The organism is Pseudomonas aestiva (assembly GCF_039908605.1).
GTDB lineage: Bacteria > Pseudomonadota > Gammaproteobacteria > Pseudomonadales > Pseudomonadaceae > Chryseomonas > Chryseomonas aestiva.
In genome coordinates this window covers 3633650-3647069 of record NZ_CP150916.1, presented here as the reverse complement: position 1 = coordinate 3647069, position 13420 = coordinate 3633650, and the positions used below count along the sequence as shown (strand labels likewise).

The 13420-nt window shown below is 67.5% G+C and carries 13 protein-coding genes; 4 read left to right on the top strand and 9 right to left on the bottom strand.

The annotated features are described in order from the left end of the window. Positions 1–87 precede the first annotated feature (87 nt). The 6 genes from otnI to AABM56_RS16895 form a co-directional block, all read right to left on the bottom strand. Positions 88–867, bottom strand: a complete 780-nt coding sequence (otnI, locus tag AABM56_RS16920; RefSeq protein ID WP_133863187.1) for a 2-oxo-tetronate isomerase — start codon at positions 865–867, stop codon at positions 88–90. 15 nt (positions 868–882) lie between these two features. Continuing rightward, entirely contained in the window at positions 883–2343 is a 1461-nt protein-coding gene (locus AABM56_RS16915) for an SLC13 family permease (protein WP_133863186.1), read from the bottom strand. Positions 2344–2481: 138 nt separating this feature from the next. Further along, complete coding sequence (locus AABM56_RS16910; RefSeq protein ID WP_347883535.1) at positions 2482–3120, bottom strand: aldolase; 639 nt, start codon at positions 3118–3120, stop codon at positions 2482–2484. After that, on the bottom strand, positions 3117–4409 hold the full coding sequence (otnK, locus tag AABM56_RS16905) for a 3-oxo-tetronate kinase (RefSeq protein WP_347883534.1): 1293 nt from the start codon (positions 4407–4409) through the stop codon (positions 3117–3119). The genes AABM56_RS16910 and otnK overlap by 4 nt, the downstream gene beginning before the upstream one ends. A gap of 5 nt (positions 4410–4414) precedes the next feature. After that, positions 4415–5308: an L-threonate dehydrogenase gene (gene ltnD, locus AABM56_RS16900; RefSeq protein ID WP_133863183.1), complete on the bottom strand. Its 894-nt coding sequence runs from the start codon at positions 5306–5308 to the stop codon at positions 4415–4417. Between the two features lie 22 nt (positions 5309–5330). After that, positions 5331–6035 (bottom strand): FadR/GntR family transcriptional regulator, encoded by a 705-nt coding sequence (locus tag AABM56_RS16895; protein ID WP_044341678.1) that lies wholly within the window; start codon positions 6033–6035, stop codon positions 5331–5333. Between the two features lie 192 nt (positions 6036–6227). On the opposite strand from AABM56_RS16895, the gene dksA reads away from it, so the two are divergent. After that, complete coding sequence (gene dksA, locus AABM56_RS16890) at positions 6228–6632, top strand: RNA polymerase-binding protein DksA (RefSeq protein ID WP_133863182.1); 405 nt, start codon at positions 6228–6230, stop codon at positions 6630–6632. A 283-nt stretch (positions 6633–6915) separates the two neighbouring features. Here the strand turns inward: dksA and pdxY are convergent, their stop codons facing one another. Beyond that, a complete protein-coding gene (gene pdxY, locus AABM56_RS16885) occupies positions 6916–7809 on the bottom strand; it encodes a pyridoxal kinase PdxY (RefSeq protein ID WP_133863181.1) in 894 nt (297 codons plus the stop codon). Positions 7810–7992: 183 nt separating this feature from the next. Here pdxY and AABM56_RS16880 point away from each other — a divergent pair, with 183 nt between their 5' ends. Then, complete coding sequence (locus tag AABM56_RS16880; protein ID WP_133863180.1) at positions 7993–8430, top strand: DUF4345 family protein; 438 nt, start codon at positions 7993–7995, stop codon at positions 8428–8430. Positions 8431–8448: 18 nt separating this feature from the next. On the opposite strand, the gene AABM56_RS16875 is transcribed toward AABM56_RS16880, so the two are convergent. Then, positions 8449–9381: a LysR family transcriptional regulator gene (locus AABM56_RS16875; RefSeq protein ID WP_133863179.1), complete on the bottom strand. Its 933-nt coding sequence runs from the start codon at positions 9379–9381 to the stop codon at positions 8449–8451. A gap of 120 nt (positions 9382–9501) precedes the next feature. Here AABM56_RS16875 and fpr point away from each other — a divergent pair, with 120 nt between their 5' ends. Together fpr and AABM56_RS16865 are read left to right on the top strand one after the other, a co-directional pair. Continuing rightward, complete coding sequence (fpr, locus tag AABM56_RS16870; RefSeq protein ID WP_007160677.1) at positions 9502–10281, top strand: ferredoxin-NADP reductase; 780 nt, start codon at positions 9502–9504, stop codon at positions 10279–10281. Between the two features lie 137 nt (positions 10282–10418). Next, entirely contained in the window at positions 10419–11105 is a 687-nt protein-coding gene (locus AABM56_RS16865) for a dihydrofolate reductase family protein (RefSeq protein WP_133863178.1), read from the top strand. Here AABM56_RS16865 and AABM56_RS16860 read toward each other — a convergent pair. Then, positions 11102–13339 (bottom strand): bifunctional diguanylate cyclase/phosphodiesterase, encoded by a 2238-nt coding sequence (locus AABM56_RS16860; RefSeq protein ID WP_133863177.1) that lies wholly within the window; start codon positions 13337–13339, stop codon positions 11102–11104. The two genes, AABM56_RS16865 and AABM56_RS16860, sit on opposite strands and share 4 nt — an antisense overlap. Positions 13340–13420 lie beyond the last annotated feature (81 nt).

Genomic DNA, 13420 nt, shown 5'->3' with positions numbered 1-13420 from the left:
GGTGGACAAGGCTGCGCCGTTGTCCACCCTACAAACCTGATCGTAGGTTGGGCTGAGACGGCTCTATCGTCGAAGCCCAACAGGGACTCAGGCCCTGAGCTTGCGCAACCACTCCAACCCCGCCGAGGTATCGCCCCGCGGACGGTATTCGCAGCCGATCCAGCCGTCGTAGCCGAGGGCGTCGAAGCGCTCGAACAGATAGGGATAGTGCAGCTCGCCCAGATCCGGTTCGTGGCGATCGGGTACCCCGGCGATCTGCACGTGGCCGATGCCGGCGAAGTCGCGCTCGAAGGTCTTGCTGACGTCTCCTTCGACGATCTGGCAGTGGTAGCAGTCGAACTGCACCTTCAGATTGTCAGCGCCTATGGCCTGGCGGATGGCCTGGGCGTCATCCTGGCGATTGAGGAAATAGCCGGGCATGTCGCGCGGGTTGATCGGCTCGATGAGAATCGTCACCCCGGCCTTGGCCGCCTGTTCGGCAGCATGGGCCAGGTTGCCCAGGTAGGTGTCGCGGGCGCGGGCCCGGTCGACTCCGGCGGGCAGCAGGCCGGCCATCACATGCACCAGGCGATTGCCCAGCACGGCGGCGTAGTCCAGGGCGCGGTCGATGCCGGCGCGGCATTCGGCTTCGCGACCGGGCAGGGCGGCCAGGCCACGTTCGCCCGCGGCCCAGTCACCGGGCGGGGCGTTGAACAGCACCTGGGTCAGGCCCGCGGCGTCGAGGCGTGTCTTGATCTCGGCGGCACTGTGCTCATAAGGAAAGAGGTATTCCACGGCCTGGAAGCCATCCGCCGCGGCGGCGGCGAAGCGGTCGAGGAAGGCATGCTCGGGGTAGAGCATGCTGAGGTTGGCGGCGAAACGGGGCATGGCTTGTCTCCCAGATCAGACGAAGGGCCAGAGCAGCAGGGTTATGGCGAAGCCCAGGCACCCTAGCAGGGTGGTCAGGACGGTCCAGGTACGCAAGCCGTCGGCGACGCTCAGGCCGACCAGCTTGGTGAAGATCCAGTAGCCGGCGTCGTTGATGTGCGACACGGCCAGACCACCGGCGCCCATGGCCAGGCAGAGCAGGGCCATGTGGTTGGCCGAGAGGTCCAGGGTGGCGATCAGCGGGCCGAGGATGCCGGCGGTGGTGACCAGGGCCACGGTGGTGGAACCCTGGACCGCGCGCAGCAGCAGGGTCAGCACGAAGCCCAGCGCCAGCACCGGCAGGCCGGTAGCGCGCAGCAGCTCCGAGACCACCGCGCCGATACCGGTGTCCACCAACACCTTGCCGAAGACGCCGCCGGCACCGGCGATGAGGATGACCATGGCCACGCCGGGCAGCGCCGAGCCGATGACGTCCGAGACCTGTTCGCGCGACCAGCCGCGGCGGAAACCCAGCACATAGGCGCACAGCAGGGTGTCGATCAGCAGCGCCACCAGGGGCGCGCCAATCACGGTGAAGATGTCGCGCAGCAGGTTGCCGGCCGGTAGCCAGCTGGTGGCCAGGGTGCCCAGCAGGATCAGCACGATGGGCAGCAGGATCAGGGTCACCACCAGGCCGAAGCCGGGGGCCGGGGCGGGCGGCAGGCCGGCGGCGAGGCCGGCCGGGGTCTCGTCGACCTTGACCGCGGCGGCGCCGAGGCTGGGCAGGCCGGGTGCCATGTCCTGGCCGCGGCCCCACTGCTGCAGGTGGGTGTCGGTGATCTGCGGACCGTAGACGTCGCTGCGGATGTCGTCGGTCATGGGGTAATGACGACGGGTCATGCGCCCGGCCACCCACCAGCCGATCAGGGCCAGCACGGCGGTGATCGGCAGGCCGAACAGCAGCACCCGACCCAGGTCGGCGCCCAGCTGGCCGGCGGCGGCCACGGCGCCCGGGTGGGGCGGCAGCATGGCGTGCACGGTGAGCATGGTGGCGCACATCGGCAGGGCGAAGACGATCAGCGGCTTGCGCGCGGTGCGGGCGATGCCATAGGCCAACGGCATCAGCACGATCACGCCGACTTCGAAGAACACCGGGATGCCGACCAGGAAGCCGGCCAGGGTCAGGGCCAGCGGCGTGCGTCTGTTGCCGAAGCGCTCGATCAGCGTCTTGGCCAGGGCCTCGGCACCGCCGGAGAGTTCTATGATGCGGCCGATCATGGCGCCCAGGGCGATGATAATGGCGATGTGGCCGAGGATCTTGCCCATGCCGCCTTCGATGGTGGCGACCAGCTTCGACGGTTCCACGCCAGCGGCCAGGGCCACCAGGATGCTCACCAGCATCAGCGCCACGAAGGGCTGGAATTTGTACTTGAGAACCAGGAACAGCAGCAGGGCGATGCCCGCCGCGGCGATGAGGACCAGCAGCAACGGACTCATGAGCGGGACTCCGGGCGGGTAGGGCTGACGACGTGGGACATGGCACTTTCCTCGCTATTGTTGTTTTTCCAGGGCAAGCCGATCCCGCGACGGCCGGCGAGGGCCATCGTGGGGTGTTGCGGTAGCGCGGGCTTCAGGTCACCAGACGGCGCCGAAGGTCTCCGCCAGTTCGGCCAGGGCGGCGGCATCGAGCGGCGCCGGGCGCGGCTCGCTGAGCAGCCACAGCCGCGCGGTTTCTTCCAGCTCCTCCAGGGCGAAGCTGGCCTTGCTCACGCTGCTCTCCCAGACCACCGGGCCGAGGCGTTCGAGCATCACGCCCCTTACCCGGTTGGCCAGTTGCGCCACCTGCTCGGCGACACTGGCGGCGCCGGGGCGGGCATAGGGAATCAGCGGGATATGGCCGACCTTCATCACCTGGTAGGGGGTGATAGGCGGCAGGATGTCGTCCGGGCACCAGACGCCGGCCAGGGTCAGGGCCACCAGGTGGGTGGAGTGGGTGTGCACCACGCCGCCCACGCCGGGATTGCGGTCATAGACCTGGCGATGCAAGGCCAGGGTCTTGGATGGCTTGTCCCCGGAGATCCAGTCACCATCCAGGCCGACCTTGGCGATGGCTGCCGGGTCGAGACGACCCAGACAGGCGTCAGTGGGGGTGATCAGCCAGCCGTCTTCCAGGCGGGCACTGATGTTGCCGGCGCTGCCCACGGTGTAGCCGCGGGCATAGAGGCTGGCGCCGACGGTGCAGATCTCTTCGCGCAGGCGGGCTTCGACGCTCATGCCTGCTCTCCTGCCAAATGGCGCAGCGCCTTGGCGAAGAAGTCGCGGCTGCCGAAGTTGCCGGACTTGAGCGCCAGGGCCAGGGGTTCGCCCTCGACCTGGCCGAGGGTGGCCGGCACGCCCGGATCGATCTGGGCGCCGATGCGCAGGGCCTGTACGCCCAGGGCCTGGACAACGGCGCCGGAGGTTTCGCCACCGGCCACCACCAGACGGCGTACGCCGCTGTCGAACAGGCCGCGGGCGATCAGGCCGAGGGCGCGTTCCACCAGTTCACCGGCGCGCGCCACGCCCAGCTCGCGCTGGATGGCCTTGACCTCGTCGGCGGGACTGGTGGCATAGATGAGCACGGCCTGGCCCTGCTCACGCGCCCAGGCGAGGGCGGCGTCGATACTGTCGTCACCCCGGGCCAGGGCCAGCGGGTCCAGGCGCAGAGCCGGGCGACCGGCTTCCAGCCAGACGGCGACCTGGCCATTGGTGGCCTGGGACGCGCTGCCGGCCAGCACGGCTTCGCCACCGGCGGGCAGCGCCAGGGCGGCAGCGTCATGGGCCTGGAGCAGGCCGGCGCGGCGGAAATTCTCCGGCAGGCCCTGGGCGATGCCCGAACCACCGGTGACCAGGGGCAGCTCGGCACAGGCCGCGCCCAGGGTATGCAGATCGGCGTCGGACAGGGCATCGGCGATGGCCAGGCGATGACCCGAAGTACGCAGTTCGGCGATGGCCGCGCGCACGGCCTCGGGGCCCTTGGCGACCTGATCGTAGCGCAGCAGCCCTACCTTGCCACGGCTCTGCGCCTGCAGCACCCGCACCAGGTTGGCGTCGCCCATGGGCGTCAGCGGGTGGTGCTGCATGCCGGACTCGCTGAGCAGCTGGTCCTGCACGAACAGGTGGCCGCGGAACAGGGTACGCCCGGTTTCCGGGAAGGCCGGGCAGGCCAGGGTGAAGTCGCAGTCCAGTGCCTCCTGCAGGGCCTCGGCCACCGGGCCGATGTTGCCTGCGGCAGTGGAATCGAAGGTCGAGCAGTACTTGAAGAAGAATTGCCGGCAGCCGCGCTGGCGCAGCCAGGCGAGGGCGGCCAGGGATTCGCTCACCGCCTCGGCGGCCGGCGTGGTGCGGGATTTCAGCGCCACTACCACGGCGTCGGCCGCTTCGAGTTCGGCGTCGGCCGCGGGCACGCCGATCACCTGCACGGTGCGCATGCCGCCACGCACCAGCATGTTGGCGAGATCGGTGGCGCCGGTGAAGTCGTCGGCGATGCAGCCCAGCAGCGGGCGGGTCTCGGTCTGGCTCATGGGTTTCACTCCGCGGCCTTGGGCAACTCGATGCCCGGGAAGATCTTGATCACTGCCGAGTCGTCTTCACGACCATGGCCGGCGGTGGACGCCTGCATGAACATCTGGTGGGCGGTGGCCGACAGCGGCAGCGGGAATTTCGAGGTCCGCGCGGTATCCAGCACCAGGCCCAGGTCCTTGACGAAGATGTCCACGGCGGACAGCGGGGTGTAGTCGGCCTTGAGGATGTGCGGTACGCGATTCTCGAACATCCAGGAATTGCCGGCGCTGTGGGTGATGACCTCGTAGAGGGCGTCCGGATCGACGCCTTCGCGCAGGCCGAGGGCCATGGCCTCGGCGGAGGCGGCGATATGCACACCGGCCAGCAGCTGGTTGATGATCTTGACCTTGGAACCCTGGCCGGGTGCATCGCCCAGGCGATAGACCTTGCCGGCCATGGCGGCCAGTACCGCCTCGCCCTTGGCATAGGCTTCCGCGGTGCCGGAGGTCATCATGGTCATCTCGCCACTGGCGGCCTTGGCGGCGCCCCCGGAGAGCGGGGCGTCCAGTAGCAGGATGCCACGCTCGGCCAGGCGCTCGCCCAGCTCGACGGCGTAGGCCGGGGCCACGGTGGCGCAGGCAATCACCAGGCTGCCCGGACGCAGGGCAGAGGCGGCGCCGCCTTCACCGAACAGCACGGCTTCGGTCTGCTCGGCATTGACCACCACGGTGATGAGGATGTCGCAGCTGTCGGCCAGGGCCGCAGGCGAGGTGCAGGCTACGCCGCCTTCGCTGGCGAAGCTTTCCAGCACGCTGGCGCGCACGTCACAGGCATGCACGGCGAAGCCGGCCCGCAGCAGCGAACGGGCGACGCCCAGACCCATGGCCCCGAGGCCGATGACACCGACGTTGTCTTGCATCTTGTTGTTCTCCGTAAAAAGGTCAGGCGAAGCCGGCCTGCCGCAGGCGGCGGGCGGCGTTGTAGATGTGCTGGCGGGCGGCGTTGGCGGCGGCCAGGGGATCGCCGAGGCGGATGGCGGCGACGATGGCCTGGTGTTCTTCGTGCACCTGGCGGGAGAAGTCCTCGCGCCGCGCCTCGTTGGTGCGGGTGATGCGCGTGGCCGTCTCCAGGTACTGGCTGACGAATTCCAGGGTCCTGATGAAGTAGGGATTGCCGGTGGCCTGGGCGATGGTGCGATGGAAGGCCACGTCGGCCCGTACCCCGTCATGGCCGTCGGCGACCTCTTCGTCGATGGCGGCCAGGGCCTCGTCGATGGCCACCAGATCGGTCTCGCTGCGGTTGATGGCGGCTTCTGAGGCGATCTCGGCCTCGATGGCGCGGCGCAGGTCCAGCAGGTGGAAGACGCTGCCGGGCAGGCTGGCTTCGTCGGCGTCGATGCGCAGCGGGCGGATGCTGGCGTGGGCCGTGACGAAGATGCCGCGCCCCTGCTGGGGCTGCAGCACGCCTTCGTTCTTCAGCCGCGAGATGGCCTCGCGCACCACGGTGCGGCTGACACCGAAGGCTTCGGAGAGCAGGGCTTCGCTGGGAATCTTGCTGCCGGGGGCGAAGACGCCGGCTTCGATCTTGTCCAGCAGCTGCTGAGCGACGCTGTCGCTCAGCACATTGGCGGGAACCTTGGCAAACATGGAGACCTGCTTATGTGGTTGTAAGGTTGTCATACAGGTTGTGACGCTACTTTCGCACAGGCTTTTGCCGTTGTGTAGTGGTTTTGACGGAGGCACTACGGAATTTTTGTGATGGGTTCTACGGCTGGCAGATGCAGGCTAGAACCATTGATAAATGTTATAATATAACATTTGCGATTGGAGGGCTGCCTCATGACCCCTGAAGAACTCCTGGCACAACCTGCCGAGGACTATATGAACGAGGTCCAGCGGGAATTCTTTCGTCGACTGCTGCTGACCCAGCGTGGCGACCTGCAACGCCTGATCGACGAGCAGGTGGAGGACCTGCGCGGCCTGGACACCCACGGCGATCCGGCCGATGTCGGCAATGCCGAGCGGGAACGCCAGTGGCAACTGCGCCAGCTGGAACGGGAAAAGAAGCTGCTGGACAAGATCGACGAAGCCCTGGAGCGCCTGGCCCGCGACGATTACGGCTGGTGCGAGGAGACCGGCGAACCCATAGGCCTTGCCCGCCTGCTGTTGCGGCCTACTGCGACCCTCAGCGTAGAAGCCAAGGAGCGCCAGGAGCAGCGCGAGCGGCATCTGCAGTCGTCGTGAGGGGCGGTAGCCGGGTTTTCCCTCACCCCAACCCTCTCCCAGGGGGAGAGGGGGCAAAGCGGACCCGTAGGTTGGGTTAAAACAGCTCCATCGTCGAAGCCCAACAGGCGGGTAGGGTGGAGAACCGCGCAGCGTTTTCCACGCGTTCAGGGGTTACCCTCACCCCAGCCCTCTCCCAGGGGGAGAGGGGGCAAAGCGCACCCGTAGGTTGGGTTGAGACAACTCCATCGTCGAAGCCCAACAGCGCCCGACACCCTTGGGCTTCGCTGGCGCTCGACCCAGCCTACGCCAGCCGCTGCGCTTCGAACAGTTCGCCTGGCTGCACGATCTGCTCGCGGGCGGCGATCAGCGGCAGGTCGCGGCTGCCGGGGCCGGTGCGAGCGACCAGAGCGTAGAGGGCGCTGACCGCATGGGACGCCGCGGCGGGGGTGGACTGGCCGTTGAGCAGCTGGCCCAGCAGCACCGCGGAGAAGACGTCGCCCATGCCGTTGGGCAGCGGCTGCAGGTCCAGGTAGGGCGTCTGCACCAGCCAGGCGTCCGCGGCCTCGACCACCAGGGTGCTGAGGACGTCGGTGGGCAGGTCCGGGGTGCGCAGGCTGGTGATGACGATGGTCGTGGGGCCCGGTTGGCCGCGGCGACCTAGCAGCAGCCGGGCGGCGTTCACGGCGTCGGCGGTGTCGGCCAGCGGCTGGCCGTGCAGCAACTCGAATTCGTACTGGTTGGGGGTGATCAGGCTGGCCTGTTCGATGGCGCGGCGGCGCAGGAAGTCGGGGATGCCGGGGCGCACGAAGATGCCGCGGCCGACGTCGCCCATCACCGGATCGCAGAGATACTGCAGGTCGCCGCGCTGACGGCGGATCTCCTGCACCACGCCGAGGATCACCTCGCCGATGGCGGCGTCGCCCAGGTAGCCGGAGAGCACCGCCACGCAGCGCTCCAGCACGCCGCGGGCGCGCAGGCCGTCGAGCACGTCGTGGATATGCTCGGGCGGAAAGACCTGGCCCTTGAATTCGCCGTAGCCGGTGTGATTGGAGAATTGCACGGTGTTGACCACCACCGGCTGCAGGCCGAGCAGCTGCAGTGGCAGGGTGGCGGCGGCATTGCCGACGTGGCCGTAGGCGACATGGGACTGGATGGACAGCACCAGCGGCGGCTGGGCGGGCAGGGCGGCGGGCATGGCGATCTCTCGGGCGACGGGCTCGGGCAGGAGCCGGAAGGGTGGAGGCCTGCAGCTTACCCCAGCCCTTCCGGCGAACCCTAACCCACCTGCGGCGGTCTGCATCGGCAGTGCAGATCGCTCCCGGCGCTGGCTACACTGGAGCGGCTGTCATTCGTCTCTAGCCCCAAGGAGAAACGGGGAATGTCCGAGCTTCGCTTCGCACGTCTGGTGTTGGGTCTGCAGGCCCTGGTCTGGTTTGGCCTCGCCCTGGCGCATTGGTTCTATCCCTACGAGATGGCCAATGCCCGTGGCATGGTACTGATGGATTCGGCGTCGGTGGCCGAGGCGCGGGTCTGGTACGGCGGCATGCAATTCGCCCTGGCGCTGTTCGCCGTGCTGGCCTTTCGCCGAGCGGAATGGCTGTCGGCCGGCCTGCTGCTGGTGGCCTTCGTGCAGCTGACGCTGTTCGTGGTGCGGCTGATCAGCGGCGTGCTGGGCGAGTCGGCCACCGCCGAGCTGGATCTCTATTCCCAGGGCTATCGCCTGGTGATCGGCATTCTGGCCCTGCTGGCGCTGCGCGCCCACCGTCGCCACGAGCAGCGGGAGCTGGAGAATCGCCGCCTCTACCAGGGCCAGTAAGCGGACCGGCGCCAGCCGCTAGCGTCCGGGGCGGGGCCGCGCGGTGTCGATCTGATCGCTGCGGCTCAGGCCCAGGGTCAGTTGGCGACAGAGGTCGAGGAATTCGACCATGGCCCCGGTCTGGTACTTCTGCTTGTGCCAGATGAAGCAGAACTGGCGACGCAGATCCAGGGTCGGCGTCTCGATGGGCACCAGGGTGCCGCGGGCGAAGGCATCGCGCAGCGCCAGCCGCGACAGGCAGCCGATGCCCAGCCCCGACTCCACCGCGCGCAGGATGGCCTCGGTGTGTTCCAGCTCCAGGCGCACGTCCAGTGGCTGGGCGTGGTGCCGCATGGCCTGGTCGAAGGTCAGGCGGGTGCCGGAGCCCTGTTCGCGCAGGATCCAGGCCTGGGCTTCCAGTTCGGCCTGGGTGGCCTGTCTGCCTGCCAGGGCGTGTCCGGGCGCGCAGAACGCCACCAGTTCGTCCTCGATCCAGGGCTGCACCTCCAGATCCGGATGCTGGCAGTCGCCCTCGATCAGGCCGAGGTCGATGTCATGGTTGGCGATGCGCTGCACCACGCTGGCGGTGTTGTGCACGTGCAGCCGCACCCGGCAGTCGGGATGGCGCTGCATGAAGTCGCCCAGCAGCAGGGTGGCCAGATAGTTGCCGATGGTGAGGGTCGCACCGACCTCCAGGGAGCCGAAGCCGGTCTTGCCGCGCAGCAGGTTTTCCACCTCGGCGCTGCGATCAAGCAGGGCCACCGCCTTGGGCAGCAACTGGCGGCCCAGGGCGTTGAGTGTCAAACGCTTGCCGGCGCGGTCGAACACCCGGCAGTCGAATTGCCGTTCCAGTTCGCCCAGGGCGGTACTGGTGGCCGACTGCGACAGACTGAGCGCCTCGGCCGCCCGGGAAACGCTTTCCTGGCGGGCCACGGCAACGAAGACCTCGAGTTGACGCAACGTGAATCTCATATCTGCCTTTTGGATAACCTATATTCGAATTATTCATTTCACGGATATTTTCCCCCTCTATAAACTGTCGCGCAATTTCTATCCAGCCCCGGGCTGTACCGATTTTTCCTGGAGTCATCGATGAGCAACCTGTACACCGAGCGCGTCCTGAGCGTTCATCACTGGAACGACACCCTGTTCAGCTTCAAGACCACCCGCAATGCGGGCCTGCGTTTCGAGAACGGTCAGTTCGTGATGATCGGCCTGGAGACCGAAGGCGGTCGTCCGCTGATGCGTGCCTACAGCATCGCCAGCCCCAACTATGAAGAGCACCTGGAGTTCTTCAGCATCAAGGTGCCGGACGGCCCCCTGACCTCGCGCCTGCAGCACCTCAAGGAAGGCGACAACCTGATGGTCAGCCGCAAGCCCACCGGCACCCTGATCCTCAGTGACTTGAAGCCCGCCAAGCACCTCTACCTGCTGAGCACCGGCACCGGCATGGCGCCCTTCCTGAGCACCATCCAGGATCCGGAGACCTACGAGCGCTTCGAGAAGGTGATCCTGGTCCACGGCGTGCGCTACGTGAACGAACTGGCCTACGCCGACTTCATCACCAAGACCTTGCCGGAGCACGAATTCATCGGCGACCTGGTCCGCGAGAAGCTGATCTACTACCCCCTGGTCACCCGCGAGGAATTCCGCAACCAGGGTCGTCAGACCGACCTGATGCGCAGCGGCAAGCTGTTCGCGGACATCGGCCTGCCGCCGATCAATCCGCAGGACGACCGCGCGATGATCTGTGGCAGCCCGAGCATGCTGGACGAGACCAGCGCCGTGCTGAACGAATTCGGCCTGACCATCTCGCCGCGCATGGGCGATCCGGGCGACTACCTGATCGAGCGCGCCTTCGTCGAGAAGTAACGCGACCCGGCTCCCCGAAAACCCGCCCTCCGGCGGGTTTTTCGTTTCCGCGGCCCGGTGGGCTGAACTCCCCCGGCGCCGGACCGGTCGGTTGCTGCAAGGCGTGTCATGGCGACACGCCATTGCCGGGAGCCCCCATGAAGCCCTATGTGATCTGCCATATGATGTCGTCGGTCGACGGTCACGCCCTCACCGACGGCTGGGACCGCGCCGTCAAGAAACAGGCCGATGCCACCTACGAGCGCCTGGCCGAGCGCTTCGAATTCGATGCCTGGGCCTGTGGCCGGGTGACCATGGAAGAGATCGCCCACGGCGAGGGCTATCCCACCGGCGTCGCCCAGGCGCCCATCCCGCGTACCCACCATTTCGCCCGGCGCGACGCCGCGAAGTACGCCATCGCCATCGATCCCCAGGGCAAGGTGGCCTGGAAGAAGAATGAGGCCCTGGATTCCCATGTGGTGGCAGTGCTCACTGAAGGGGTCAGCGACGACTACCTGACGCACCTGCAGAACATCGGCGCCTCCTACGTCTTCGGCGGCAAGGACGAACTGGATCTGAGCGCCGTGCTGGAGCTGCTGAACGCCGAACTGGGCATCGAGCGACTGGTGGTGGAGGGCGGCCCCCACGTCAGCGGCTCCTTTGTCGCCGCCGGCCTGGTGGACGAGATCAGCGTGCTGATCATCCCGCTGGTGGATGGCCGCGGTGCCCATCCGGCCTCCTTCGAGATCGCCGAGCAGGCCTGGCAGCAGCCGCTCTACCTCAAGCTGGACGCGGCCGAAGCCCAGGACGACGGCAGCGTCTGGCTGCGTTATCGCCGCGGCTAGCCGAGCGCCTTGGCCAGGGCCAGGGCGTCGGCATCCGCTTCCGCCTGGGCCTCTGCCTGGGCCTGCAACGGACAGACCCCGCTGGCATAGCGGGCGATCACCTCGGGCACCTGGGCCAGGGGCACCGGGCGGCTGATGTGGTAGCCCTGGATGAAGTCGCAGCCCAGGGCGCACAGCAGCCGTAGCTGCTCCAGGTGTTCGACGCCCTCGGCGGTGACCTTGAGCTTGAGCGGTCGGGCCATGCCGATGATGGCCTGGACGATCTGGTGATCGGCATTGCCCTCGGCCAGCCCGGTGACGAAGGAGCGATCGATCTTCACGGTGTCGATCGGCAGGCGCTTGAGATAGGCCAGCGAGGAGTAACCGGTGCCGAAGTCGTCGATGGACACCGTCACGCCCAGGTCGCGGATGCGCTGCAGCAATTCGGCGGTGGGCTGCACGTTCTTGACCAGGGCGTTCTCGGTGACCTCCAGCTCCAGCCGTCGCGGCGATAGCTGGTGGTCGTCCAGGCGCCAGGCGATCTGCCCGGGCAGGGCGTCGTTGCTCAGGCTGAGCGCCGAGCAATTCACCGCGATGCGCAGGTCCGCCAGGCCGGCGGCGCTCAGCTCGGCCAGGTCCTGGCAGGCGCGCTTGAGCACCCAGGCGTCCAGCTCCTCGATGAAGCCGTTGGCCTCGGCCACGCCGAGAAAGCAGTTGGGCGCCAGCATGCCCAGGCGCGGATGATCCCAGCGGATCAGGGCTTCGGCCTTGTCCAGCTGGCCGCTGGCGACGTCGAGGATCGGTTGGTAGTAGAGCTGCAGACCACGTTCCTCGACCAGCGCCTCGCGCAATTCGGCTTCCAGCTCCAGTTGCAGCGAGATCTTCTCGCGCAGGGTCTCGTCGAAGAAGCTGTAGGTGTTGCGGCCATTGCCCTTGGACAGATAGAGCGCGAGATCCGCGCTCTTGAGCAGTTCTTCGCAGCAGCCGCCGTCGCGCGGATAGAGGCTGATGCCGATGCTGGTGGTCATCACCAGGGTGCGGTTGCCGATGGTGACCGGATTGCGCAGCCGCTCCAGGATGCGCTGGGCCAGTTGCCGGGCTTCCTCGGGGCCGGCGAGGCTGGCGAGGATGCAGAATTCGTCGCCGCCGAAGCGGGCCACCAGATCGCCTTCGCGCACCGCGTCGCGAATGATCCTGGCCATGGCCACCAGCAGCTGGTCGCCAGCGTCGTGGCCGAGGCTGTCGTTGATGCGCTTGAAGTGATCGATGTCGAGAAACATCACCCCCAGGCTGCGCCCCTGCTGGGCGTGGCGTTCGAGGATCTCGGCGAAGGCCTGGTTGAAGGCGCGGCGATTGTGCAGGTCGGTGAGGGGATCGTAGTGCGCCGCCTGTTGCAGCGAGGCGCGGGCTTCGTCGAGCTGGCCGACCAGGGAATTGACCCGCTCCAGGTCGTTTTCCTTGCGCTGCAGCTGGCGATCCGCCCAGGCCGCGCCCAGGCCGCCGATCCCCAGGAGCAGGGCGATGATGGCGATGCCGACGCCGAGCTGCCAGGAATTGCTGGCGCCCTGCAGGGTGCTTTCGGTTTCGGCGGGGGCGATCAGCACCATGGACCACATGCCGGTGAAATGCATGGCGGCGATCGCCAGGCCCATCACCAGGGCGGTGGCGATGCGCAGCCAGCGATAGATGCCGGTGTAGTGGCGGCGAAAGATCTGGATCAGTTGCAGGGCGGCGAAGCTGGCCCCTACGGCGATGCCGATCGACAACAGGAAGGGCAGCGGGCGATAGAGCACCACCGCCTCGGTATGTACCGCGGCCATGCCGGTGTAGTGCATGAGCACGATGCCCAGGCTCAGCACCGTGCCGGCCTTGAGCCGCTGACCCAGGGTGAGGTCGGGCTGACTGAGGGCGGGCATGGCCATGAGTCCGGCCAGCACCACGATCAGCAGCGAGGCCACGGTGATGAAGAGGTCGTAGTGCACCCGGGTGGGCACGGTGAAGGCCAGCATGGCGATGAAGTGCATGCCCCAGACGCCAAAGCCAAAGCTCAGGGCGCCCATCAGACTCCAGGCACGCCGCCGCGCCAGGGTACGGGTCTGACCGATGCGCTCGGCGAACACCAGGGTGACGTAGCAGGCACTGACCGCGACGAGATAGGCGAGCGTCACCAGCCAGCCATCATGCTGGCCGTGCAGGTGCACCTGCTCCTGGGCAAGAGGGGCGACAAGGAAGTCGAGTCCCAGCCAATTGTTCATTCCGTGGCCTCGGCAGGAAGTCTGGCGCGGCTGGAGGAAGACGGCCCGGCGGGATCTCCGTCCGGGTAGGTTTCACCACGG

Coding starts and splice junctions, on each gene's coding strand:
- AABM56_RS16865 (WP_133863178.1), top strand. CDS start 10,419: ATGAAGCCCTATGTGATCTGCCATATGATGTCGTCGGTCGACGGTCAC.
- AABM56_RS16880 (WP_133863180.1), top strand. CDS start 7,993: ATGTCCGAGCTTCGCTTCGCACGTCTGGTGTTGGGTCTGCAGGCCCTG.
- AABM56_RS16910 (WP_347883535.1), bottom strand. CDS start 3,120: ATGAGCGTCGAAGCCCGCCTGCGCGAAGAGATCTGCACCGTCGGCGCC.
- AABM56_RS16895 (WP_044341678.1), bottom strand. CDS start 6,035: ATGTTTGCCAAGGTTCCCGCCAATGTGCTGAGCGACAGCGTCGCTCAG.
- otnI (WP_133863187.1), bottom strand. CDS start 867: ATGCCCCGTTTCGCCGCCAACCTCAGCATGCTCTACCCCGAGCATGCC.
- AABM56_RS16875 (WP_133863179.1), bottom strand. CDS start 9,381: ATGAGATTCACGTTGCGTCAACTCGAGGTCTTCGTTGCCGTGGCCCGC.
- otnK (WP_347883534.1), bottom strand. CDS start 4,409: ATGAGCCAGACCGAGACCCGCCCGCTGCTGGGCTGCATCGCCGACGAC.
- fpr (WP_007160677.1), top strand. CDS start 9,502: ATGAGCAACCTGTACACCGAGCGCGTCCTGAGCGTTCATCACTGGAAC.
- dksA (WP_133863182.1), top strand. CDS start 6,228: ATGACCCCTGAAGAACTCCTGGCACAACCTGCCGAGGACTATATGAAC.
- pdxY (WP_133863181.1), bottom strand. CDS start 7,809: ATGCCCGCCGCCCTGCCCGCCCAGCCGCCGCTGGTGCTGTCCATCCAG.
- AABM56_RS16915 (WP_133863186.1), bottom strand. CDS start 2,343: ATGAGTCCGTTGCTGCTGGTCCTCATCGCCGCGGCGGGCATCGCCCTG.
- ltnD (WP_133863183.1), bottom strand. CDS start 5,308: ATGCAAGACAACGTCGGTGTCATCGGCCTCGGGGCCATGGGTCTGGGC.
- AABM56_RS16860 (WP_133863177.1), bottom strand. CDS start 13,339: ATGAACAATTGGCTGGGACTCGACTTCCTTGTCGCCCCTCTTGCCCAG.